Genomic DNA, 24,376 nt, shown 5'->3' on the forward strand with positions numbered 1-24,376 from the left:
GGGCGGACGGGCGTGGCGGCGTTATGTTGCGTCGCAGCACGCATTTTCCGGGCAAAAAAAACCGGGGCGGATACGGCCCCGGAGCAACAACGACAAGAGGAGAATGGTGACGCGCTGGCAGCGCCAGCCGCGTACCGTAAAGACAGACCGCGGGTTACGACAGAAGTTCGAAATTTTTTTCGATTTGTTGACGGTCCCGCGGCGAGCCTTGTGTGACGGGGCCGAGCGCCCGGCGCGCGCCCCCGTTTCCTCTCGCTACGCTGCTTACTGGTGCTGCTGCGGTGCGCGCAGGTAGATCTCGACGCGGCGGTTTTGCGCGCGGCCGGCTTCGGTCGCGTTGTCCGCGATCGGGTTCGACGCGCCCATGCCCTGGGCCGACAGGCGGCCGCCGGCGACGCCGCGCTGCACGAGCGCGTTCACGACGCTCTGCGCACGGTTCTGCGACAGCGTCTGGTTCAGCTGCGCCGAACCCGTGCTGTCCGTGTAGCCGACGATCGAGGCCGTCACTTGCGGGTTCTGGTTCAGCGTCGTCGCCAGGTCGTTCAGGAGCGGCGTGAAGGCTGGCGTGATCGCGTACTGGTTCGTCGCGAACGTCACCGAGCTCGGCACGTTCAGCTTCAGCGAGCCGTCCGGCTGCTCGGTCACTTGCGTGCCCGTCTGTGCTGCCGACGGCGCGAGCTTGTTCTTGATCGCTTGCCAGTTGTAACCCGTCACGCCACCCACCAGTGCGCCGACGCCCGCGCCGATCGCCGCGCCCTTGCCGCCGCCGGCCAGTGCGCCGATGCCCGCGCCCAGCGCCGCACCCGAGCCGGTGCCGACGGCCGTGTTGGTGCCTTGCTGCGTGGCGCAGCCTGCCAGCAGTGCGCCGGCGAGTGCGAAGACGGACAGGCGAGTCGCGATTTTCATGTTCATCTTGGATTCCTCTCTTGGTTGAACGAGTCGACAACGACGACAAACAACAGTTACGGCTCCCTACGCGGGCCGCCCGAAAAAGGAGGGCGGGCCCGCGCTCGCGGCAGCCGCGGAGGCGGCCGCATGCCCTGTTCGCCAGCGTGGCTGTTCGGACAGGGTGACGCGTCAGCCTCTACAATATAGGCGGTTGGCGGCCGATTTGGCCCCATAGCGTGCCGCACGCGAAGATTGCTCCGCTGCGCGCGTTCGCGCAATGGCGTGCAACAGATTCTTTCACTTTTCCCGCTTTTCGCAGCGTTATTTGATATTTCTTGACGTTCGTGCGCGAAAAAAACGTTTTCACGGAGTTTCGATGAGCATTGACCGGGCACAAGTCGACGCCGCACTGGCGGCTGTCGTCGACCCCAATACCGGCCGTCCGTACGCGGCGAACAAGGGCGTGCGCAACGTCGCGATCGACGGCGACGTCGTGGCGGTCGACGTGGTGCTCGGCTATCCGGCGCGCAGCCAGCACGACGACGTGCGCGCGCGCATCGCTGATGCGCTGAAGGGCGTGGCGGGCGTGCGCGACGCACGCGTCGCCGTGTCGCAGGAGATCGTCGCGCACACGGTACAGCGCGGCGTGAAGCTGCTGCCCAACGTGAAGAACATCGTCGCGGTCGCATCGGGCAAGGGCGGCGTCGGCAAGAGCACGACGGCCGTGAACCTGGCGCTCGCGCTCGCCGCGGAAGGCGCGTCGGTCGGCATTCTCGACGCCGATATCTACGGCCCGTCGCTGCCGACGATGCTCGGCATTCACGGCCAGCGCCCGGAGTCGCCCGACAATCAGTCGATGAACCCGCTGGTCGGCCACGGCCTGCAGGCGAACTCGATCGGTTTTCTGATCGAGGAAGACAACCCGATGGTGTGGCGCGGCCCGATGGCGACGTCCGCGCTCGAGCAACTGCTGCGCCAGACCAACTGGCGCGAGCTCGACTACCTGATCGTCGACATGCCGCCGGGCACGGGCGACATCCAGCTCACGCTCGCGCAGCGCGTGCCGGTGACGGGCGCCGTGATCGTGACGACGCCGCAGGACATCGCGTTGCTCGACGCGAAGAAGGGCCTGAAGATGTTCGAGAAGGTCGGGATTCCGATTCTCGGTATCGTCGAGAACATGAGCATCCACGTCTGCTCGAACTGCGGCCACGAAGAGCATATCTTCGGCGCCGGCGGGGCCGAGCGGATGGCGAAAGATTACGACGTGAACGTGCTCGGCAGCCTGCCGCTCGACATCGCGATCCGCGCGCGCGCGGACAGCGGGACGCCGACGGTCGCGGCCGAACCGGACGGCGCGCTGGCGCGCCGCTACCGCGACATCGCGCGCGGCGTGGCGCTGGCAATTGCCGAGCGTTCGCGCGACATGACGTCGAAGTTCCCGTCGATCGTTGTTCAAAATACGTAAAACCCTTGCGGGGCGGGGCCTCACGCTGTTTACGGCGCCGCGAGGCGCGGTATCATGGCGACTTTTCCCGGGTCCCTTTACCCGCCCGGCATGGCCGCCGTGTCGAACGGCCGCCAGCCGGCATGAGGATCGAATGAACCAACGACATCACGGCGTGCGCGCCGGCCGCGCGCGGCGCGCGCTGCTGGCCGCCGCCGCGCTGGGCCTGCTGGCCGGCTGTACCTCTTTTTCCTCGTCGCACGAAAAGCGCGCCGACGCGCAGTTGCAGCCGACCGTCGGCTCGCAGACGCGCGGCGCGGTGACGTTCGTCGAGCGCCCGGACGGCGTCCAGGTCACCTACAACCTGGCCGGCCTGCCGCCGAACAGCGATCACGCGCTGCAGGTGCACGAGCGCGGCGACTGCAACGCGGGCGACGGTTCGAGCGCCGGCCAGGTGTTCGCGCCGGCCGCCGACCGGCTGCGTGCGGGCGCGCGCGTCGCCGGCGATCTCGGCAACATCCATGCGGACGCGAATGGCGTCGCGGCCGGTTTCATCGTCGCTCCCGATCTGGCCCTCGACGGCGTGCGCTCCGCGCTGAACCGCGCGGTGCTGGTCCACCGCGATTCCAGCGATCCCGCGTTTCCGCAGCACGGCGCGGGGCCCGCGCTCGCGTGCGGCGTGATCCGTTGACGGCCGCTGCGTGCGCGAGCCGATGATCGCGTAAAATGTGCGCCTTTCCGGGTCGCTGCTTCGCGCCAGTGGCCCTTACCGACTGTCACGCAGCGTTTCCAGGCGCCCCGATATGAAACGACCCCAACGCTCACTTCGTTCGCTGTCCCCCGAGGGGACGGCCAGCCGCCCACGGCCGGCTTTGCAAAGCCGGCCGGCTGCGCAGGCGCAGAGCGATGCTCTGCGAATGCCCTGCTACGCCCTTGGGACGGCCCGGCGGAGGTCGGCATGAGTATCAAGTCCGACAAGTGGATTCGGCGCATGGCCGAAGAGCACAAGATGATCGAGCCGTTCGTGCCCGATCAGGTTCGCGCGTCCGAGGACGGTCGCAGGATCGTCAGCTACGGCACGTCGAGCTACGGCTACGACATCCGCTGCGCGGACGAATTCAAGATCTTCACGAACATCAACTCGACGATCGTCGATCCGAAGAACTTCGACGAGGGTTCGTTTGTCGATTTCAAGGGCGACGTGTGCATCATCCCGCCGAATTCGTTCGCGCTGGCCCGCACCGTCGAATATTTCCGCATCCCGCGCACCGTGCTGACCGTCTGCCTCGGCAAGTCGACGTACGCGCGCTGCGGGATCATCGTCAACGTGACGCCGTTCGAGCCCGAGTGGGAAGGCTACGTCACGCTGGAATTCTCGAATACCACGCCGCTGCCGGCGAAGATCTACGCGAACGAAGGTGTCGCGCAGGTGCTGTTCTTCGAAAGCGACGAAGTGTGCGACGTGTCGTACGCCGATCGCGGCGGCAAGTATCAGGGTCAGCGCGGTGTCACGCTGCCGAAAACCTGATCTGGTTGCATAACGTCTCACCAGTTTCCGGGTGACCGCTGCGCGTGACGCGCCGCGGTCGTTCTTTTTGGAGAATCGCCCATGAAGTTTCGTTTCCCCGTCGTCATCATCGACGAAGATTTCCGCTCCGAGAACATCTCGGGCTCCGGCATCCGGGCGTTGGCCGAAGCGATCGAGAAGGAGGGCGTCGAAGTCCTCGGCCTCACGAGCTACGGCGATCTGACGTCGTTCGCGCAGCAGTCGAGCCGCGCGTCGTGCTTCATCCTGTCGATCGACGACGACGAACTCATGCTCGGCGAGACGGGCCCGGACGGCGAACTGCCGGAACTGGCGACCGCGATCATCGAGCTGCGTGCGTTCGTGACCGAAGTGCGCCGCCGCAACGCGGACATTCCGATCTTCCTGTACGGCGAGACGCGCACGTCGCGCCATCTGCCGAACGACATCCTGCGCGAACTGCACGGCTTCATCCACATGTTCGAGGACACGCCGGAATTCGTCGCGCGCCACATCATCCGCGAGGCGAAGGTCTATCTGGACTCGCTCGCGCCGCCGTTCTTCAAGGAACTGGTGAAATACGCGGACGAAGGCTCGTACTCGTGGCACTGCCCGGGCCACTCGGGCGGCGTTGCGTTCCTGAAGAACCCGCTCGGCCAGATGTTCCACCAGTTCTTCGGCGAGAACATGCTGCGCGCGGACGTGTGCAACGCCGTCGACGAACTCGGCCAGCTGCTCGATCACACGGGCCCGGTCGCGGCGTCCGAGCGCAACGCGGCGCGCATCTTCAGCGCGGACCACCTGTTCTTCGTGACCAACGGCACGTCGACGTCGAACAAGATCGTCTGGCACGCGACGGTCGCACCCGGCGACATCGTGCTGGTCGACCGCAACTGCCACAAGTCGATCCTGCACGCGATCACGATGACGGGCGCGATTCCGGTGTTCCTCACGCCGACGCGCAACCACTTCGGCATCATCGGGCCGATCCCGCGCGACGAATTCAAGCCGGAGAACATCCGCAAGAAGATCGACGCGAACCCGTTCGCGCGCGAGGCGATGCGCCAGAATCCGGAGATGAAGCCGCGCATCCTGACGATCACGCAGAGCACGTACGACGGTGTCGTCTACAACGTCGAGATGATCAAGGATCTGCTCGGCGACCTGCTCGACACGCTGCACTTCGACGAAGCGTGGCTGCCGCACGCGACGTTCCACGATTTCTACCGCGACATGCACGCGATCGGCGACGGCCGTCCGCGCACGGGCGCGCTCGTGTTCGCGACGCACTCGACGCACAAGCTGCTCGCGGGCATTTCGCAGGCGTCGCAGATCGTCGTGCAGGATTCCGAGAACCGCACGTTCGACAAGCACCGCTTCAACGAGGCGTACCTGATGCACACGTCGACGAGCCCGCAGTACGCGATCATCGCGTCGTGCGACGTCGCGGCGGCGATGATGGAGCCGCCGGGCGGCACCGCGCTCGTCGAGGAATCGATCGCCGAGGCGATCGACTTCCGCCGCGCGATGCGCAAGGTCGACGCCGAATACGGCGACGACTGGTTCTTCAGCGTGTGGGGCCCGGACGACCTGTCCGAAGAGGGCATCGGCTCGCGCGAAGACTGGATGCTGAAGCCGAACGACCACTGGCACGGCTTCGGCCCGCTCGCGGAAGGCTTCAACATGCTCGACCCGATCAAGGCGACGATCATCACGCCGGGGCTCGACGTCGACGGCGAGTTCGGCGAGACGGGCATCCCGGCCGCGATCGTCACGAAGTACCTGGCCGAGCACGGGATCATCGTCGAGAAGACCGGCCTGTACTCGTTCTTCATCATGTTCACGATCGGCATCACGAAGGGCCGCTGGAACTCGATGGTGACCGAGCTGCAGCAGTTCAAGGACGACTACGACAACAACCAGCCGCTGTGGCGCGTGCTGCCGGAATTCGTCGCGCAGCATCCGCGCTACGAGCGCGTCGGCCTGCGCGACCTGTGCACGCAGATCCACGACGTGTACCGCGCGAACGACATCGCGCGCCTGACGACGGAGATGTACCTGTCGGACATGGAGCCGGCGATGAAGCCGTCGGACGCGTTCGCGAAGCTCGCGCACCGCAAGATCGACCGCGTGCCGCTCGACGAGCTCGAAGGCCGCGTGACGAGCATCCTGCTCACGCCGTACCCGCCGGGCATTCCGCTGCTGATCCCGGGCGAGCGCTTCAACAAGACGATCGTGAACTACCTGCGGTTCGCGCGCGACTTCAACGAGCGCTTCCCGGGCTTCCACACCGACATCCACGGCCTCGTCGCGGAAGACCTGAACGGTCGCGTCGAGTACTTCGTTGACTGCGTGCGCGACTGATGGCGACGCATGGACGAATCCGGGCGATGCGCGCGGCGCTGGCCGCGCTCGTCGTCTGGGCGACGTGGCTGGCGGGGCCGGCCGGGTTGAATGCGGCGCACGCGGAAGTTGCCGCTGCCGACCCGATCGACGTCGCGATGCGGCAGTGTCTCGCGCGGCGCGACCGGTCGTCGACGGCCGGCCAGATCCAGTGCATGGGCGAAGCGCAGCAGCAGTGGCAGGCGGTGATGGATGGCGCGTACCAGCGCCTGTCGAAGGATGCGCCGGCCGATGCGAAGCGCGGCTGGCAGGACAGTCAGCGCCGCTGGGTCACGTGGCGCAAGGATGAACTGCATCTGCTGAAAGCGGTGTACGACACGACGCGCGGGACCGCGTACACGATGTCGAGCGCCGACATGCAGCTGCAGCCGGTGCGCGATCGCGCGCTCGCGCTGCGCGCGGCGGCCGACCGTTATGCGCCGCCTGCCGCGGCGACGAGCGCGGCGCAAGGCGCTGCCGCCGGCGGCAAGCCGGCGAATGGCGCGCGCGACCCGGCGATCCAGCGCGTGCGGCCGTGCGTGCAGGATGCCGCGTGCGAGCACGCGGTATTCGACCTGAACCGCTATTACCAGAAGCTGCGCCGCAAGATGCCCGCGCATTCGGCCACGACGCTCGTGCGTGCGCAGCGCGCGTGGGTGGCGTTCCGCGATGCGACGGCGCCGCTCGTCGGCGAGGACGGGCGGGTCGACCTGATCGGCGCGCGCATCGCGACGATGAAACGGCTGTCGGAGACGGCCGGCAACAAGTAACGCGCGGGCCGCGACGGCGATCGTGCGCGACAACGCAAAACGGGCACCCTCGGGTGCCCGTTTTGCATTCGGGGCGCTGCGTGACGTGCTTACGCGGGCTGCTGCGTATCGAGGCGGCCGAACCACGACGGCACGAGCGTGACCGCGTCGTCGAGCGAGGCGAGCACGTGCAGGCTCAGCGCGACGATCTCGGGCGTGGGCGCCTTCAGGTCCGGCACGGTGACGACCGATGCGCCGGCGCCGGCCGCCGACTGCGCGCCGAAGTCGCTGTCCTCGAAGGCGACGCATGCGTGCGCCGGCACGCCGAGGCGTTCGGCCGCGAGCCGGTAGACGGCCGGGTCGGGCTTGCCGCGCGAGACTTCGTCGCCGCCCGCGATCGCGCGGAAGAACGGCAGCACGCCGACCGCATCGAGGCGCGCGCGAATCACGTCGCGTGCGGACGACGATGCGACCGCGCACGGAATGCCGGCCTGCGCGAGCGTCTCGAGCAGCGCGAGTGCGCCGGACTTCAGCGGAAACTTCGGATGAGGTTCGGGCGCGGCGAGCTGCTCGCGTACGCGGGTGCGCACGGCGTCGAACGTGTCGGGGTTGCCGATCAGCCGCGCGAGGATCACCTGGCCTTCGGCGAACGAGCGGCCGACGATCTGCAGGTAGTCGATCTCGGTCAGCACGACGCCGTGGGCGTTCGACACGTCGATCCACGTGTTCATGATGGTCCGCTCGGAATCGACGAGCAGGCCGTCCATGTCGAAGAGCGCGGCGGAGAAAATCATCGGCGGTATCCGGGAAGCGGGGAAGGCGACGGGCGGCGCGACGGCCGCCCGGATGAAAAACGGACGCCGAAGGCGTCCGTTCGTGACAGCAGGCTTACTTGCCGAGCGCGGCGCGGGCGGCCTTGACCGCCGCACGCACCTGGTCGGGCGCGGTGCCGCCCGGGTGATTGCGGCTCGCGACCGACCCTTCGAGCGTCAGATAGCCGAACACGTCGTCGCCGATCAGGTGCGCGACGTTCGGCAGCTCCTGCTTCATCTCGTCGAGCGTCAGGTCGGCGAGATCGATCCCGCGGTCGTCGCAGATCTTCACCGCGTGCGCGACGGCTTCGTGCGCGTCACGGAACGGCAGGCCGCGCTTCACGAGGTAGTCGGCGAGGTCGGTGGCGGTCGAGAAGCCCTGCAGCGCGGCCGCGCGCATCGCGTCCGGCTTCACGGTGATGCCCGCGACCATTTCCGCGAAGATCCGCAGCGTGTCGGCGACGGTGTCGACCGTGTCGAACAGCGGTTCCTTGTCTTCCTGGTTGTCCTTGTTGTACGCGAGCGGCTGGCCCTTCATCAGCGTGAGGAGCGCCATCAGGTGGCCGTTCACGCGGCCGGTCTTGCCGCGCGCGAGCTCGGGCACGTCCGGGTTCTTCTTCTGCGGCATGATCGAGCTGCCGGTGCAGAAGCGGTCGGCGATGTCGATGAAGCCGACGCGGGGGCTCATCCACAGCACGAGTTCCTCGGAGAAGCGCGATACGTGCGTCATCACGAGCGCGGATGCCGCCGTGAATTCGATCGCGAAATCGCGATCCGACACCGCGTCGAGCGAGTTCGCGCAGATGCCGTCGAAGCCGAGCGTCTTCGCGACCGCGTGACGGTCGATCGGGTAGCTGGTGCCCGCCAGCGCGGCCGCGCCGAGCGGCAGGCGGTTCACGCGGGTGCGGCAGTCGCGCATGCGTTCCGCGTCGCGCGTGAACATTTCCACGTAGGCGAGCAGGTGATGGCCGAACGTGACGGGCTGCGCGACCTGCAGGTGCGTGAAGCCCGGCATGATCGTGTCCGCGTTCGTCTCGGCGAGGTCGATCAGTGCGCCGCGCAGGTCGGTCAGCAGGCCGCCGATGCGGTCGATCTCGCCGCGCAGCCACAGACGGATGTCGGTCGCGACCTGGTCGTTGCGCGAGCGGCCCGTGTGCAGGCGCTTGCCGGCGTCGCCGATCAGCGCGGTCAGGCGCGCCTCGATGTTCAGGTGGACGTCTTCCAGGTCGAGCTGCCATTCGAATTCGCCGCGCTCGATCTCGCCCTTGATCTGTGCCATCCCGCGTTCGATCGCGGCGAGGTCGTCGGCGCTGATGATCTTCTGCGCCGCGAGCATGCTCGCGTGCGCGAGCGAGCCGGTGATGTCGACGAGCGCGAGGCGCTTGTCGAAAAACACCGACGACGTGTAGCGCTTGACCAGCTCCGACATCGGTTCCGAGAAGCGGGCCGACCAGGCCTCGCCCTTTTTGTGCAGTTGGGACGTCATGGCGATTCTTCGAAGGGGAGTTGGGCGGCGTGCGCCGCCGAGGGAATCCCGCGATTCTAACATTCGCGGGGCGGCCCGCCGGCCTTTGCCGGCGCGGGCCGCTCGCTCAGTCGCGCACGAGGACCACGAGCTTCAGGTCTTCCCGATGCGCGGGCTTCAGCGTGATCTGCTGGTACACGAGGCGGCCGTCGGCCGGGTGGTCGAACTCGCGCAGGCCGCCTTCGCGCTCGAACACGTCCTGCGACGCCCAGTACTGCGCGAACGCGTCGCTGCCGGCCATCAGCGCGTCGATCAGCGCGCGGGTCGGCGCGTCGGCCAGATGGCGGATCGAGTCGGCGCGGAATTCGGCCGCGAGGCGCCGCGCACGGGTTTCCCAGTCGACGATCAGCGTGCGCGCGGCCGGCGACATGAACGTGAAGCGCAGCAGGTTGCGGTCGTGCTCGCCGTCGAGCCAGCCGGTAAACAGCGCCGCGGCCGGCGCGTTCCACGCGAGCGCGTTCCATTGGCGGTCGAGCACGTAGGCGGGCGTGGCGATCGCGGCGACGGTCGCCGCGAGCGTCGGCGGCAGGTCGCCGGCCGCGACGTCGGGCTCGGCCGGGTCGCGCTGCGCGGCCAGCTCGAACAGGTACGCGCGCTCGGCCTTCGACAACTGCAATGCGACGGCGATCCGGGCGAGCGCGTCGGCCGACGCCGACACCGGGCGGCCCTGCTCGATCCACGTGTACCAGGTCGGGCTGACGCCGCAGAGCTGCGCGACTTCCTCGCGCCGCAGGCCCGGCGTGCGGCGGCGCGGGCCGGGCGGCAGGCCGACGGCCTGCGGCGACAGCCGTTCGCGGTGCGCGCGGATGAATTCGCCGAGCGCGCGGGCGGGCGTCGCGTCGAGTGGCGGGTTGGGAGCGGAGGACGACGGGTTCATGCGAAAACGGCTGAAACGACGAAAAGGGAAAAAAAGGCGCTGGGCGCGGCAAGCATCAGGCAGGTGTAACGAATACCAGAATAACTGCTTAACTTGTACTGGTACAAGCGCGGCCCTATTGTAGCGATTCGCGCGCTGGCAAGCAGCGGGCGCCCCACCACAAGAAGGAGCGAACGATGAAACACCACGATCAGGTCGCCGACGCATTCGGCACGACGGCCGCCGCCTATCTGACGAGCACGGTCCACGCGACGGGCGCGGATCTGCAGGCGCTGGCCGACGCCGTGCGCGCGACGCCCGATGCCGCGGTGCTCGATCTCGGCTGCGGCGCGGGCCACGCGAGCTTCGCGGTCGCGCCGCACGTGCGCGACGTGGTCGCTTACGATCTCGCCGCGCCGATGCTCGCGACCGTCGACGGCGCCGCGCGCGAACGCGGGCTCGCGAACGTCCGCACGCAGCAGGGCCCGGCCGAGCGGCTGCCGTTCGACGCGGGGACCTTCGACTGGGCGGTGAGCCGGATGAGCGCGCACCACTGGCACGACGTGCGCGCGGCGCTCGCCGAGGTGCGCCGCGTGCTCAAGCCGGGCGGCCGCGTGCTGATGATCGACATCGCGGGCAACGACCATCCGCTGCTCGACACGTATCTGCAGGCCGCGGAAGTGTTGCGCGACGCGTCCCACGTGCGCGATTACCGTGCCGACGAGTGGCTCGCGATGTTCCGTGGCGCCGGGTTCGATGCACACGTGGAGAGCCGCTGGCGCCTGCCGATCGATTTCGATACGTGGGTCGAGCGCATCCGCACGCCGGCCGACAGCGTCGCGGGCATTCGCGCGCTGTGGGCGCACGCGCCCGACGAGGTGCGCGGCTACTACGCGGTGCAGGCGGACGGATCGTTCGAGCACGACGCGTTGCTGATCGACGCGCAATGAGTGCGCGGCGCGGCGGCTCGCACCGTCGCGCTGCCCGATGAAAAAAGCCTCGATACGCGCGGGCCGCGTATCGAGGCTTTCGATTTGCACCGCCGGCCGGCGCGGGGCGAACCCGCGCCGCACGCGGATCAGCCCGTATTGCGCAGGCCGGCCGCGATCCCGTTGATGGTCAGGTGAATCCCGCGACGCAGCCGCGCGTTCGTGTCGCCCGCGCGGTGACGCTTGATCAGCTCCACCTGCAGGTGGTTCAGCGGATCGAGATACGGGAAGCGGTTCTTGATCGAACGCGCGAGCAGCGGGTTGGTCGCGAGGCGGCCTTCGTGCCCCGTGATTTCCGCGAGCGCCTGCGACGTGCGCTCCCATTCCGCGACGATCCGCTCGAACACGTGCTTGCGCAGCTTGCGATCGGCAACGAGCTGCGCGTAGCGCGACGCGACCGCGAGATCGGTCTTCGCGAGCACCATGTCCATGTTCGACAGCAGGTTCGCGAAGAACGGCCAGGTCTTGTTCATCTTCTTGAGCAGCGTGACGCGCTTCGCGCGTTCGGCCGCGTCCTGCGCGCCGTCGAGATACGCGCTCACCGCGCTGCCGAAGCCGTACCAGCCCGTCAGCAGCAGCCGGCACTGACCCCACGAGAAGCCCCACGGAATCGCGCGCAGATCCTCGATCTTGCGGTGCTTCGGATCCTGCAGCTTGCGCGACGCCGGACGGCTGCCGATGTTCAGCTCGGCGATCTCGGTGATCGGCGTCGACGAGAAGAAGTAGTCGGTGAAGCCCGGCGTTTCATAGACGAGCGCGCGATACGACGCCATCGCGGCGTCGGACAGCGTCTGCATCGCGGCTTCGAACGCGGGCAGTTGCGCGGGCGCGTTCGACCGCGGCAGCAGCGATGCCTCCAGCGTGGCGGCCACGACCGTTTCGAGGTTGCGCCGGCCGATCTCGGGGTTCGCGAACTTGCTCGCGATCACCTCGCCCTGTTCGGTCAGGCGGATCTGGCCGTTCACGGTGCCCGGCGGCTGCGACAGGATCGCCTGGTAGGTCGGGCCGCCCCCGCGGCCGACCGTGCCGCCGCGGCCGTGGAACAGGCGCAGCGTGATCTTGCGTTCGCGGAACAGGTCGACGAGCGCGAGTTCCGCGCGATACAGCTCCCAGTTCGACGTGAGGAAGCCGCCGTCCTTGTTGGAGTCCGAGTAGCCGAGCATCACTTCCTGTTCGGCGCCCTGGTGCGCGATCAGCGCGTCGACGCCCGGCAGTGCGAAGTACTCGCGCATGATGCGCGCGGCGTCGCGCAGGTCGGGGATCGTCTCGAACAGCGGGATCACCATCAGGCCGCTCTTCGCGTTGCCGCCGAGCGTGCCGTCGAGCAGGCCCGTCTCCTTCTGCAGCAGCAGCACCTCGACGAGGTCGCTGACGGTTTCCGTGTGCGAAATGATGTAGTTGCGTACCGCGCGCGGGCCGAACTGCGCGCGCACGTCGCGCGCCTTCTCGAACACGCCGAGCTCGCTCTGCGCGAGCGCCGAGTATTCGAGGTACGGCGAGCGCAGCGGACGCGGATCGGCGAGCGCGGCGAGCAGCACGCGCAGCTTGTCTTCCTCGGCGAGCGCCGCGTAGTCGGCTTCGACGCCCGCGCGCGCAAACAGCTCGGCGACCACGGACTCGTGGATGTCGGAGCTCTGGCGCAGGTCGATGCTCGCGAGGTGGAAGCCGAACACTTCGGCCGCGCGCATGAGCGGCGCGAGCCGCGGTGCGGCGAGCGGCGTGCCGTGATGCTCGTCGAGCGATGCGGTCAGCACCTTCAGGTCGGCGACGAACGCTTCGGAATCCGCGTACGGCACGGCGCGCACCGGCGGCGCACCGCGGCCCGCGCTGCGCACCGGCACCGTGCCTTCGCCGAGACGCACGCGCGCGCTCGCGGCGAGTCGCGTGTAGATGCCGATCAGCGCGCGGCGGTACGGTTCGTCGACGCGATGCGGCGACTGGTCGGGCGAGGCGGCCGCGAGCGCCTTCACCGCGTCGTTCGCGCCGACCAGCAGGTTCGATACCGACAACTCGGCGCCGAGCTTGTGCACCTGTTCCAGATAGTGTTCGAGGATCACCGCGGCCTGGCGGGTGATCGCTTCGTCGAGCGTCGGGGCCGTCACGTTCGGGTTGCCGTCGCGGTCGCCGCCGATCCAGCTGCCCATCTGGAAGAACGCGGGCACGCGCGCTTGCAGGCCGTGCTCGGCGAGCGCGGCCTCGATGTCGCCGTACAGCGCCGGCAGTTCGTCGAGGAACGTCGCGCGGTAGTACGACAGCGCGTTCTCGATCTCGTCGCCGACCGTCAGGCGCGCATCGCGCAGCATGCGGGTCTGCCACAGCGCGGTGACGCGCGCGCGCAGCATCGATTCGTTGTACGCGCGTTCGCGCGCGGTGAGCGGCTGGTCGCGCTCGGCGAGCAGGCGTGCGATGTCGTGCTGCGCATCGAGGATGCTCTTGCGCTGCACTTCGGTCGGGTGCGCGGTCAGCACCGGGACGATCAGCGCATCGTCGAAGAAGCGCTGCAGCAGGCGCTTGGATGCGTTGCCGGTGGTCTTCAGCTGTTCGAGCGCGTACGCGACGGTGCCGGGCTGCGACGCGGAGCCGGCCAGCGCGTGAATGCGGCGGCGGCGGTTGTGATGGCGGTCTTCCGCGATGTTCGCGAGGTGCGAGAAATAGCTGAACGCGCGCACGACGCTCACCGTCTGCTCCGGCGTCAGCTTGCGCAGCTTCTTCTCGAGCGTCTGCGCGGCCTCGCTGTCGTCCTCGCGGCGAAACTTCACCGCCGTCTGGCGAATGGCTTCGACGACGTCGAACACCGTGTCGCCTTCCTGCTCGCGCACCACGTCGCCGAGCAGGCGGCCGAGAAAGCGGATGTCTTCGAACAGCGGGCCGTCCTTGTCCTCGCGCGTGCGGGCGCCGGGCTTCGATGCGCGGGCCGTGCGGGCCGCCGGACCGCTGGTCTTGATGGCGCTTTTTGTCTGACGTATCGGGTCTTTCGGTTTCGTTGCCGTTTTCGCACGGCCGTTCGCGGCAGTGGCGACGGTGCCCGTCTGGGCGTCGGAGGAGGGCAGGGCAGCATTGCGGCGCGCTGTACGCGCCGATCCGGAAGACTTCACGATGGGTTTCCTTGGGAAAGCTCGAGTCAAAAGGGACTGCGGGGACTGCGGAAACTACGGGAACTGCGGTCAAGCAACCAGCTACGTGCGGCACATTCGCGCATCGGTGTCGCCGCCCGCGCCGAAGCGCGGCGGGCGCAGGCTCCGGGCCCGGGCGGGCTGGGGCGTGCGTGCTACCATTGTTCGATCTTCCATCCCGTCCTTCGATGTTCCAGCAATGAATTCCGAGATTCCTGCGGCAGGGCCGCGACAGACGCCGCCGCCCGCGACGCTGACGATTGCTTCGCGTGAGAGCCGCCTGGCGATGTGGCAAGCCGAACATGTGCGTGATGCGCTGCGCAAATTATATCCAGCTTGTGACGTGAAAATCCTCGGGATGACGACCCGTGGCGATCAGATTCTCGATCGTACGCTGTCGAAGGTCGGCGGCAAGGGCCTGTTCGTGAAGGAGCTGGAGAATGCGCTCGCCGACGGTCGTGCCGATCTGGCCGTGCATTCGCTGAAGGACGTGCCGATGGCGCTGCCCGACGGTTTCGCGCTGACGGCGATCATGGTGCGCGAGGACCCGCGCGACGCGTTCGTGTCGAACGACTACGCGTCGCTCGACGCGCTGCCGGCCGGCGCGGTCGTCGGCACGTCGAGCCTGCGTCGCGAGGCGATGCTGCGCGCGCGCTATCCGCACCTCGACGTGCTGCCGCTGCGCGGCAACCTCGACACGCGCCTGTCCAAACTCGATCGCGGCGATTACGCGGCGATCATTCTCGCGGCCGCGGGCCTGAAGCGCCTCGGCCTCGACGCGCGGATCCGCGCGCTGATCGACGTCGAGGACAGCCCGCCGGCCGCCGGCCAGGGTGCGCTCGGCATCGAGATCGCCGCGCACCGCGCCGACGTCGCGGCGTGGCTGGCGCCGCTGCACGACCGCCAGACCGCGCTCGCGGTCGAGGCCGAGCGGATGGTGTCGCGTGCGCTCGGCGGCAGCTGCGAAGTGCCGCTCGCCGCGCATGCGGTGTGGCGCGCGGGCGAGCTGTACCTGACGGGCCGCGTGTCGACGACCGACGGCCAGCGCGTGCTGACGGCCGACGCGTGCGGGGCCGTCGTGACGGTCGCCGATGCGCTCGCGCTCGGCCGCGCGGTGTCCGACGAGCTCGAGGCGCAGGGCGCGCTCGACATCGTCAACGCACTGCTCGCCGCGTCGCAGGCCGGCAAGGGCGACGCCTGATGGCGGGCGGCGCGCGCGCGTTCACCGCCGTCCTGACCCGCCCGGACGGCCAGTCGGCCACACTCGCGTCGCAACTGGCCGAAGCCGGCTGCGACGTGCTCGAATTTCCGCTGATCGACATCGCGCCGGTCGACGATCCGGCGCCGCTCGATGCGGCACTCGCCGCGCTCGCCGACTACGCGCTCGTGATCTTCGTATCGCCGAACGCGATCGAGCGCGCGCTCGGGCAGTACGGCGCGATCTGGCCGAATGCGCTGCCGGTCGGCGTCGTCGGGCCCGGCAGCGTCGCCGCGCTCGAGCGCCACGGCATCGCGGCGCCCGCGCATCGCGTGATCGCACCGCAGGCGCCGGCCGACGGCGGCGTCCCGCATTACGATTCCGAAAGCCTGTTCGCGCGCATCGAGGCCGCGTTCGGCGGCGCGCAGGCGCTCGCCGGCAAACGCGTGCTGATCGTGCGCGGCGACGGCGGGCGCGAATGGCTTGCCGAGCGCCTGCGCGAAGCCGGTGCGGACGTCACGCTCGTCGCGGCCTACCGGCGCGTCGTGCCGGAGCCGCGCGTGGCCGTGTGGGAGCGCGTGCATGCGCTGCTCGCCGGCGCGCCGCATGCGTGGCTCGTCACGAGCTCGGAAGGCGTGCGCAACCTGCACGAACTTGCCCGCACGCACCTGAACGACGCGGAGATCGATGCGCTGAAGCATGCGCCGCTCGTGACGCCGCACCCGCGCATCGAGCAGACCGCGCGCGCACTGGGTTTTGATAGGATTACGCTGACCGGCGCGGGCGATGAGCGCATCGTCCGCGCGTTTCGAACGATGGCCGACGAGGCCGTCCAACCGGCGACAGCCGCACCGGTGACTAAACGCATGACAGATACCAACGATTCCAAAAGCGTCGCTTCCCAGCCGGCCGCTGCATCCGCACCGCCGCCCAGTCCTCCTTATCTCGCGTCGGAGCCGCACGCGCGCCGCGGCGGCAGCGCGGCGCTGTGGTTCGTCATCGTCGTGCTCGGCTGCGCGGCCGGTGTCGGCGGCTACGCGCTGAACCGCAAGGTCGACCGGCTCGGCGATGCGTTCGTCGCGCGCCAGAAGACGCTCGATGCGCAGACGGCCGAGACCCGCATGAAGACCGAGCAGGCGCTTGCGAGCACGCATCAGGTCGACACGCAGCTCGCACAGCTCGACGGCAAGCTCGCCGATGCGCAGAGCGCGCAGCAGGCGCTGCAGCAGCAGTACCAGGACCTGTCGCGCAACCGCGATGCATGGATGCTCGAGGAAGTCGACCAGATGCTGTCGAGCGCGAGCCAACAGCTGCAGCTGACGGGCAACACGCAGCTCGCGTTGATCGCGCTGCAGAATGCCGATGCACGCCTTGCGACGTCGCAGAGCGCGCAGGCCGTCACGGTGCGCAAGGCGCTCGCGCTGGACATCGAGAAGCTGAAGGCCGCGCCGTCGGCCGACCTCACGGGCCTCGCGATCAAGCTCGACGACGCGATCGCGAAGATCGACACGCTGCCGCTGTCGGGCGAGGCGATCGTCCCGCACGCGGCGCCGCAGGCCGCGCCGGCCGACGCCGCGTCTTCGGTCGCCGCCGACACGCCGCGCTGGAAGGTGTGGTGGCATGACTTCTCCGCCGGCCTCGGCCAGCAATTGAAGGGCCTCGTGCAGGTGCGCCGGATCGACAACGCCGATGCGATGCTCGCGTCGCCCGACCAAGGCTACTTCGTGCGCGAGAACGTGAAGCTGCGCCTGCTCACCGCGCGACTGTCGCTGCTCGCACGCAACGACAGCGCGATGAAGGCCGACCTGCACGCCGCGCAGGCGTCGCTCGGCAAGTATTTCGACCAGGCATCGAAGGACACGCAATCGGTCGAGGATCTGCTCAAGCAGGTCGACGGCGCATCGCTGACGGTCGCGGTGCCGAACCTGAACACGAGCCTGAACGCCGTTCAGCAGTTCAAGAGCCGGGGGTAACGATGACGCTTCGAGGAATCGTCTGGCTCGCGATCCTGTTCGCGATCGCCGTGGCACTCGCCACCGTCGGCCATTTCGATGCGGGGCAGGTGCTGTTCGTCTATCCGCCGTACCGGGTCGACGTGTCGCTGAACCTGTTCGTGATCGCCATCGTCGTGCTGTTCATCGCCGTGTATGCGCTGCTGCGCATCGTGCGCAACATCTGGCGCATGCCGCAGCGGGTCGCCGCGTATCGCGCGCGTTCGCGTAACGAGAAGGCCCAGGCGTCGCTGCGCGATGCGATCGCGAATCTGTACGCGGGCCGCTTCTCGCGTGCCGAGAAGGCCGCGCGCGATGCGCTCTCGGTCGATGCGAACCAGGGCGCCGCGAGCCTCGTCGCCGCGACGGCCGCGCACCGGATGCACGAGTACACGCGTCGCGACGACTGGCTGTCGAAGGTCGATGCACCGGAGTGGCAGGACGCACGGCTGCTCGCGTCGGCCGACATGCGCGCCGACGCACGCGATGCGGACGGCGCGCTCGCCGCGCTGGCCGACATGCAGGCGGGCGGCAAGCGCATTCATGCGCAACAGGTCGCGCTGCGCGCGCAACAGCAGTTGAAGAACTGGGCCGAGGTGCTCAAGCTCGCGAAGGCGCTGGAGAAGCGCGAGGCGCTGCATCCGGCCGCGGCTGTGCGGCTGCGCCAGCAGGCCGCGGAAAACCTGCTGCGCGAACGCCGGCACGATCCGGATGCGCTGCTCGAAGTGTGGCAGTCGCTGTCGCCGCTCGAGCGCCAGTCGCCGCGTCTCGCCGATCTCGCGGCCGACCTGCTGGTACCACTCGAGCGCCGCACCGAAGCGCGCCGCATCGTCGAGGACGCGCTCGCGCACAACTGGGATGCGCGTCTGCTGCGCCGCTATCCGGACACCGCCGGCGGCGATGCGCTGCCGCTGATCCAGAAGGCCGAAGGGTGGAAGAAGGATCACCCGGACGATGCCGACCTGCTGTTCGCGCTGGGCCGTCTCTGCCAGCAGCAGCAGCTGTGGGGCAAGGCGCAGTCGTTCCTCGAGGCGTCGCTGAAGCAGGCCGACAACGAGGCGCTGAAGGTGCGGGCGCACCGTGCGCTCGCGCGCCTGTTCGAGCATCTCGGCGAAACCGACAAGGCCGCCACGCACTACCGCGAAAGCGCGCTCGCGATCACCGTGGTCTGACGCACCGCTGCGTAAAAAAGCCCCGAACGCCGATCGGCGTCCGGGGCTTTTTTTCGTCCGTTGCGAGCCGGCCCGAACGCGTTACGCGCCGGGCTTGCCCAGTATCACTTGTCGACCAGCCGTTTCGGCACCGACAGCGCGAGCAGCCCGCCGAGCACGAGGAACCCGGCGAGCATGTACATGCCCGCGTCGTTCGCGCCGGTCGCCTGCTTGAGCCAGCCCATCATGTACGGGCTCAGGAAGCCCGCGAGGTTGCCGATCGAGTTGATCATCGCGATGCCGGCGGCGGCGGCCGCGCCGCCGAGGAATGCGGTCGGCAGGCTCCAGAACAGCGGCAGCGTGGTCAGGATGCCCATCGTCGCGAGCGTGAGGCCGAGCATCGCGAGTGCCGTCTGGTGCGCCCAGATCACCGACAGCACGAGCCCGAGCGCGCCGAACGCAGCCGGAATCGCCAGGTGCCAGCGTCGTTCGCGGCGCTTGTCCGCACTGCGCGCGATCAGGATCATCGCGACTACCGCCACCGCATACGGAATCGCCGACAGCAGGCCGATCATGAACGTGTCGACGACGCCGGTCGCCTTGATGATCGTCGGCAGCCAGAAGCCGACGCCGTAGAGGCCCATCACGAACGAGAAGTAGATGAGCGCCATCAGCCACACGCGCGGGCTCGACATCACCGTGCCGAGCGGCAGGTCTTCCTTGGTCGCTTCCTCCGCTTCGACGTTGCGCGCGAGCAGCGCCTTTTCGTCGTCGGTGAGCCATTTCGCCTTCGAGATCCGGTCGTCGAGCGCGAAGAAGATGAGCACGCCGGCCAGCACCGACGGAATCCCTTCGAGCAGGAACAGCCATTGCCAGCCGTGCCAGCCGCTCACGCCGTTGAACGCCTTCAGGATGAAGCCGGAGATCGGCCCGCCGATCACGCCCGACAACGCGACGGCCGTCATGAAGAACGTCGTCATCCGGCCGCGGCGGTGCGCGGGATACCAGTAGGTGAGGTACAGGATCACGCCGGGGAAGAAGCCGGCCTCGGCGACGCCGAGCAGGAAGCGCATCACGTAGAACATCGCGGGCGTCGTGACGAACATCGTCAGGATCGAGATCACGCCCCACGTCGCCATGATGCGCGCGATCCACACGCGCGCGCCGACCTTGTGCAGGATGATGTTGCTCGGGACTTCGAACAGAAAGTAGCCGAAGAAGAAGATCCCGGCGCCGAGCCCGTAGACGGTGTCGCTGAGATTCAGGTCGCTCGCCATCTGCAGCTTCGCGAAGCCGACGTTCACGCGGTCGAGATACGCGACCACGTAGCACAGCAGCAGGAGCGGGGTGAGCCGCCACGACACCTTGCGGTAGGTTGCTTCCTCGAATGCGCCGGACGAGCCCGGCAGCGACTGCGTCGATGTTGCCATGTTGTCTCCTGTCCTTTCTTGTGGTGGCCGGAACCGGCGCGGCGGCGCCCGATCCGGGGTCGTGCGAGGCAATGCTCGTGCGGAGATGCGGCGCCGGCCGGCACTGCCGGCGCGGCGCAATCACGGCCGTGCGGCTAGATGCAGCGCCCGCCGTCGACTTCGAGACAGACGCCGGTGATGAACTCGGCTTCGTCGGATGCGAGGTAAAGGGCCGCGTTCGCGATGTCCTGCGGCGTCGAGAAGCGGCCGAGCGGAATCGTCGCCAGGAACCGGCGGCGATTCTCGGGCGTGTCCTCGCAGCCCATGAACTCGGTCATCAGGCCCGTTTCGCCGAGCACGGGATTGATGCAGTTCACGCGGATCCGGTCGGCGCCGAGCTCGGCCGCGAGCGACTTGCTCGCGGTGATCATCGCGCCCTTCGTGCTGTTGTACCAGACGAGGCCCGGGCGCGGCCGCACGCCGGCCGTCGACGCGACGTTCACGAACACGCCGCCGCCCTGCGTGCGAAAGTACGGAACGAAGGTCTGCACGCTCCAGAACAGGCTTTTCATGTTGACGGCGTACACGCGGTCGAACTCCGCTTCCGTCACGTCGAGCACCGGCTTGTTGCGGTGCGTGGTGCCGGCGTTGTTCACGACGATCTGCACCGAATGGAAATCGTCGAGCGCGGCCTGCAGCAACGCGCGCCAGTCTTCGTCCCGCGACACGTCGCCCGCGACCGCGATCGCCTTGCCGCCCGCCAGCGCGATCTCGCTCGCGACGCGCTCGGCCGCCGCGCCGTTCAGGTCGTTGACGACGACGTTCGCGCCTTCGCGCGCATACGTCTTCGCGATGCCTTCGCCGAAACCCGAGCCGCCGCCCGTGACGATGGCCGTCTTGCTGCTCAACCGCATGGTGTGTCTCCTGGGTTGGATGAGTGCATGGTGTGCCGGTCGTTGCCGGTTGTGTTCAGCCGTGCCGGATCGCGATCGTCTTCAGCGTGGTGAAGCCGTACAGCGCCTCGAAGCCTTTCTCGCGGCCGTGCCCCGAGTGGCCGACGCCGCCGAACGGCAATTCGACGCCGCCGCCTGCACCGTAGTTGTTGACGAACACCTGGCCCGCGCGCAGCCGCCGCGCGAGACGCATCTGGCGCGCACCGTCGCGCGTCCAGATGCCCGCGACGAGGCCGTACGGCGTGCCGTTCGCGAGCGCGACCGCTTCGTCTTCGTCGGCGAAGCGCATCGCGGCGAGCACCGGGCCGAATACTTCTTCCTGCGCGAGCCGGTGCGACGACGGCACGTCGCGCAACAGCGCGGGTGCCTGGTAGAAGCCGCTTTCGGGCGCGTCGGCGACGACCTGGCCGTGCGCGGCCATCGGAATGCCGTCGTGCTGCGCATCGGACAGGAAGTCCCACACGCGCTGCTGCTGCTTCGCGTTGATCAGCGGGCCGCAGTCGAGGTCGGCGCGGCTCGGGCCGACCCGCAGCCCGTTGAATGCGGTCGCGAGCCGTTCGACGAGCGGCTCGTAGATCGCGCGCTCGATCAGCACGCGGCTGCCGGCCGAGCAGGTCTGCCCGCCGTTCTGCACGATCGCCGATACCAGCACGGGCAGCGCCGCTTCGAGATCGGCGTCGGCGAACACGATCTGCGGCGACTTGCCGCCGAGTTCGAGCGTGACGGGGACGTGGTTTTCGGCGGCCATCTGTGCGACCAGCTTGCCGGTCGCGGGCGAGCCGGTAAACGAGATGTGGTCGATGCCGGGGTGGCGCGCGAGCGCGGCGCCGGCTTCATGGCCGTAGCCGGTGACGACGTTCAGCGCGCCGGCCGGCAACCCGGCTTCGGCGGCCAGCTCGGCGACGCGCAGCACCGACAGGCATGCGTCCTCGGCCGGCTTCACGACGCACGCGTTGCCGGCCGCGAGCGCCGCGCCGACGCTGCGCCCGAAGATCTGCATCGGGTAGTTCCACGGCACGATGTGGCCGGTGACGCCGTGCGGCTCGCGCACGGTGAGCACCGTGTAGCCCGCGTGATAGGGCAGCGTTTCGCCGTGGAGTTTGTCGGCGGCGCCCGCATAGAACTCGAAGTAGCGCGCGAGCGCGGCCGCGTCGGCGCGTGCCTGCTTCAGCGGCTTGCCGGTGTCGCGCGCCTCGATCGCGGCGAGTTCCTCGAGGTGGTCGGCGACGCGTGCGGACAGCCGCATCAGCACGCGGCCGCGTTCGGCGGCGCTCGTCGCGCCCCACGGGCCCGCGAACGCGTCGCGGGCCGCGGCGACCGCGCGCTCGATGTCGGGTGCCGTGCCGCGCGCGATCGTCGCAAACGGCTGGCCGTCGGAGGGATCGACGACGGGGATCGTTTCCAGTTGCGCGGGCAACGTCCATTCGCCCGCGATGAAGTGCTTCGCTTCTTCCATGCGTTCTCCTGTCGACCCGAGTTAGCGCTTCAGCGCTTACTCGGGTCCCATGGCGTGGCTGGATGGAGTCGGCGCTTCAGCGCTTACTCCATCCCCACGGCGGTCGGCCCGAGTCGGCGCTTTAGCGCTTACCTGGATTCCATGCCTTGCGCTCGACGTACAACGGGGCCAGTGGTCGAATGGCCGGACATCGGGAACGATTATCGCGCCGATCGTCATCCGGACGCCACCGGTCGATTGGCTATAATGGCGCATTCCTTGCGGGGACGCCCGCGGCGGTGTATCGGCCGCGGCGCCCTGTCCCGAATTCCATCGACCAACAGAGAGCGCTCATGAGCTTCAACCATGTTCCGGCCGGCAAGGACCTGCCGCACGATTTCAACGTGATCATCGAGATCCCGGCGCAAAGCGACCCGGTGAAGTACGAGGCGGACAAGGAGCTGGGTCTCCTCGTCGTCGATCGCTTCATCGGTACCGGCATGCGTTACCCGGTGAACTACGGCTACATCCCGCAGACGCTGTCGGGCGACGGCGATCCGGTCGACGTGCTGGTGATCACGCCGTTCCCGCTGCTGGCCGGTTCGATCGTGCGCTCGCGCGTGCTCGGCATGCTGCAGATGACCGACGAATCGGGCGTCGACGCGAAGCTGGTCGCGGTGCCGCACGACAAGGTCTGCCCGATGACGGCCAACCTGAAGTCGATCGACGACGTGCCCGAGTACCTGAAGGACCAGATCAAGCACTTCTTCGAGCAATACAAGGCGCTCGAGAAGGGCAAGTGGGTGAAGGTCGAAGGCTGGGCCGGCATCGATGCCGCGCACAAGGAAATCACCGACGGCGCCGCGAACTACAAGAAGTAAGGCCGGCTTGCCGGCCCGACGGCCGGTTCGCCCGCCACGCAAACCGCGCGTGTCTCCTCAGGAGGCCGCGCGGTTTTGTTTTTTGCGCGCGGGGCGCTTCTTGTGCACGGCAGCGGGCGCGGCGGCGGGAGGCGGGGCATCCTTCGCACGTTTTGCCGGGGTCGCGCGGCGCGGCGTGGCTGCGGGGGCGGAGGCCTTCGCTGTCGACGCACGGCTGCGCGCCGGTGCGCGAGCCGTGTCGTCGCGTCCGTTGGTGGCGGGCTTGCCGCCGGATGCTTTCCCGGCGGATGACGATTTCGCGGCCGGTTTGATCGGCTTCCCGGATTTAGCTGCTTTGTCCGCTTTGTCCGGCGTGCCGCGCGTCGAGGTCTTTTTCGTCGGCGCATCGTCGCCGGTTTTCGCCCGCTTCGCAGCGGGTGCGGCCTTTGCCTTCTTTGGTGTCTTTCCGGTTTGCACGGCCTTCGCCGGTTTTTCGGCCTTCGCCGTCTTCTTCGAGACCTTCCCGGTTTCAGCCGATTCCGCCGCCTCGCCGGCGTTCTTCGCATCCGCCTTCTTCCGCCCGCGCGTGCTGGCCGCCACAACGGCCGCATCGACGTGCCCGTCGATCGACATCCCGGCCGGCAACACCGACCCGAGCGTCCGGATTCCTGCGGCGAGTTCGCGTTTCTGCGCGGCCGTGAGCCGCTTCACCCAGTACTCCGCGCGCGATGCGATCGACCGGTCGGGCAGCGGGAACGACGCGAGCACCGCACGCGGCTTGCGCGAGCGCGTGTAGCGCGCGCCCTTGCCGGACGCGTGCTCGTCGAAGCGCGCGGCGACGTCGGTCGTGATGCCCGTGTAGACGCTGTCGTCGGCGCATTCGATCAGATACAGAAACCAGGACATGGAGGAGCGGCGGGATGCGAAGCCGCCAGTGTCTCAGAAAAGATCGGGCGAGCCGCCGGATTTTGCGGCAGCAGCATATCGACCGGCGCGGCGGGGGCGCGTGCGGGCCTCGATCATCGGCCGGGATGACGGTGCGCGCGGCGACGCATGCGGCTCGCAACCCCGTGCAGGCGCATGAACGGTTTCG

General features: G+C 68.5%; 19 protein-coding genes. 10 read left to right on the forward strand and 9 right to left on the reverse strand.

The features are described 5' to 3' along the window. Nucleotides 1-264: 264 nt before the first annotated feature. Nucleotides 265-912 carry a YiaD family glycine zipper/OmpA-like lipoprotein gene (locus BME24068_RS01710; RefSeq protein WP_096502201.1) on the reverse strand — a complete coding sequence of 216 codons (648 nt, stop codon included), beginning with the start codon at nt 910-912 and terminating at the stop codon, nt 265-267. A gap of 352 nt (nt 913-1,264) precedes the next feature. Here BME24068_RS01710 and apbC point away from each other — a divergent pair, with 352 nt between their 5' ends. From apbC to BME24068_RS01735, 5 genes are all read left to right on the forward strand, one after another. After that, nucleotides 1,265-2,356, forward strand: a complete 1,092-nt coding sequence (gene apbC / locus BME24068_RS01715) for an iron-sulfur cluster carrier protein ApbC (RefSeq protein ID WP_174924972.1) — start codon at nt 1,265-1,267, stop codon at nt 2,354-2,356. 133 nt (nt 2,357-2,489) lie between these two features. Next, nucleotides 2,490-3,026, forward strand: a complete 537-nt coding sequence (sodC, locus tag BME24068_RS01720; RefSeq protein WP_096502197.1) for a superoxide dismutase [Cu-Zn] — start codon at nt 2,490-2,492, stop codon at nt 3,024-3,026. 267 nt (nt 3,027-3,293) lie between these two features. Further along, nucleotides 3,294-3,863: a dCTP deaminase gene (gene dcd, locus BME24068_RS01725; protein ID WP_006398615.1), complete on the forward strand. Its 570-nt coding sequence runs from the start codon at nt 3,294-3,296 to the stop codon at nt 3,861-3,863. 81 nt (nt 3,864-3,944) lie between these two features. Continuing rightward, nucleotides 3,945-6,224, forward strand: coding sequence for an arginine/lysine/ornithine decarboxylase (locus tag BME24068_RS01730; protein WP_174924973.1), 2,280 nt, complete (start codon nt 3,945-3,947; stop codon nt 6,222-6,224). After that, nucleotides 6,224-7,012: a lysozyme inhibitor LprI family protein gene (locus tag BME24068_RS01735; RefSeq protein ID WP_174924974.1), complete on the forward strand. Its 789-nt coding sequence runs from the start codon at nt 6,224-6,226 to the stop codon at nt 7,010-7,012. The genes BME24068_RS01730 and BME24068_RS01735 overlap by 1 nt, the downstream gene beginning before the upstream one ends. Nucleotides 7,013-7,101: 89 nt before the next feature. Here BME24068_RS01735 and BME24068_RS01740 read toward each other — a convergent pair whose 3' ends face one another. The 3 genes from BME24068_RS01740 to BME24068_RS01750 all read right to left on the reverse strand — a co-directional run bounded on the left by BME24068_RS01740 (nt 7,102) and on the right by BME24068_RS01750 (nt 10,205). Next, the gene (locus tag BME24068_RS01740) at nt 7,102-7,785 is read right to left on the reverse strand and encodes an HAD family hydrolase (RefSeq protein WP_096502191.1); all 684 of its coding nucleotides are present in this window, start codon (nt 7,783-7,785) and stop codon (nt 7,102-7,104) included. 94 nt (nt 7,786-7,879) lie between these two features. Then, nucleotides 7,880-9,289: an argininosuccinate lyase gene (gene argH, locus BME24068_RS01745; RefSeq protein WP_174924975.1), complete on the reverse strand. Its 1,410-nt coding sequence runs from the start codon at nt 9,287-9,289 to the stop codon at nt 7,880-7,882. A gap of 106 nt (nt 9,290-9,395) precedes the next feature. Next, a complete protein-coding gene (locus BME24068_RS01750) occupies nt 9,396-10,205 on the reverse strand; it encodes a helix-turn-helix transcriptional regulator (protein ID WP_174924976.1) in 810 nt (269 codons plus the stop codon). Between the two features lie 176 nt (nt 10,206-10,381). Between BME24068_RS01750 and BME24068_RS01755 the strand changes: the two genes are divergently transcribed. After that, complete coding sequence (locus tag BME24068_RS01755; protein ID WP_096502183.1) at nt 10,382-11,134, forward strand: class I SAM-dependent methyltransferase; 753 nt, start codon at nt 10,382-10,384, stop codon at nt 11,132-11,134. Between the two features lie 128 nt (nt 11,135-11,262). On the opposite strand, the gene ppc is transcribed toward BME24068_RS01755, so the two are convergent. Beyond that, nucleotides 11,263-14,268: a phosphoenolpyruvate carboxylase gene (gene ppc, locus BME24068_RS01760; RefSeq protein ID WP_174924977.1), complete on the reverse strand. Its 3,006-nt coding sequence runs from the start codon at nt 14,266-14,268 to the stop codon at nt 11,263-11,265. Between the two features lie 217 nt (nt 14,269-14,485). On the opposite strand from ppc, the gene hemC reads away from it, so the two are divergent. From hemC to BME24068_RS01775, 3 genes are read left to right on the forward strand one after another with little or no spacing between them, the layout of a single operon-like run. Then, nucleotides 14,486-15,487: a hydroxymethylbilane synthase gene (gene hemC, locus BME24068_RS01765; RefSeq protein WP_174924978.1), complete on the forward strand. Its 1,002-nt coding sequence runs from the start codon at nt 14,486-14,488 to the stop codon at nt 15,485-15,487. Then, on the forward strand, nt 15,487-17,457 hold the full coding sequence (gene hemDX, locus BME24068_RS01770) for a fused uroporphyrinogen-III synthase HemD/membrane protein HemX (protein ID WP_174924979.1): 1,971 nt from the start codon (nt 15,487-15,489) through the stop codon (nt 17,455-17,457). Before hemC ends, hemDX begins: the two co-directional genes overlap by 1 nt. 2 nt (nt 17,458-17,459) lie before the next feature. Beyond that, entirely contained in the window at nt 17,460-18,647 is a 1,188-nt protein-coding gene (locus BME24068_RS01775; protein WP_174924980.1) for a heme biosynthesis protein HemY, read from the forward strand. 104 nt (nt 18,648-18,751) lie between these two features. Here BME24068_RS01775 and BME24068_RS01780 read toward each other — a convergent pair whose 3' ends face one another. The 3 genes from BME24068_RS01780 to BME24068_RS01790 all read right to left on the reverse strand — a co-directional run bounded on the left by BME24068_RS01780 (nt 18,752) and on the right by BME24068_RS01790 (nt 22,444). Further along, a complete protein-coding gene (locus tag BME24068_RS01780; RefSeq protein ID WP_096502173.1) occupies nt 18,752-20,056 on the reverse strand; it encodes an MFS transporter in 1,305 nt (434 codons plus the stop codon). A 134-nt stretch (nt 20,057-20,190) separates the two neighbouring features. Next, entirely contained in the window at nt 20,191-20,949 is a 759-nt protein-coding gene (locus BME24068_RS01785; protein ID WP_096502171.1) for an SDR family oxidoreductase, read from the reverse strand. A gap of 55 nt (nt 20,950-21,004) precedes the next feature. Next, complete coding sequence (locus BME24068_RS01790) at nt 21,005-22,444, reverse strand: aldehyde dehydrogenase family protein (protein WP_174924981.1); 1,440 nt, start codon at nt 22,442-22,444, stop codon at nt 21,005-21,007. Between the two features lie 332 nt (nt 22,445-22,776). Here BME24068_RS01790 and ppa point away from each other — a divergent pair, with 332 nt between their 5' ends. Continuing rightward, nucleotides 22,777-23,304: an inorganic diphosphatase gene (gene ppa, locus BME24068_RS01795; protein ID WP_006753432.1), complete on the forward strand. Its 528-nt coding sequence runs from the start codon at nt 22,777-22,779 to the stop codon at nt 23,302-23,304. 57 nt (nt 23,305-23,361) lie between these two features. Here ppa and BME24068_RS01800 read toward each other — a convergent pair whose 3' ends face one another. Continuing rightward, nucleotides 23,362-24,189: a GIY-YIG nuclease family protein gene (locus tag BME24068_RS01800; protein WP_174924982.1), complete on the reverse strand. Its 828-nt coding sequence runs from the start codon at nt 24,187-24,189 to the stop codon at nt 23,362-23,364. Nucleotides 24,190-24,376: the final 187 nt, after the last annotated feature.

Source organism: Burkholderia anthina, assembly GCF_902498995.1.
Classification (GTDB): domain Bacteria; phylum Pseudomonadota; class Gammaproteobacteria; order Burkholderiales; family Burkholderiaceae; genus Burkholderia; species Burkholderia anthina.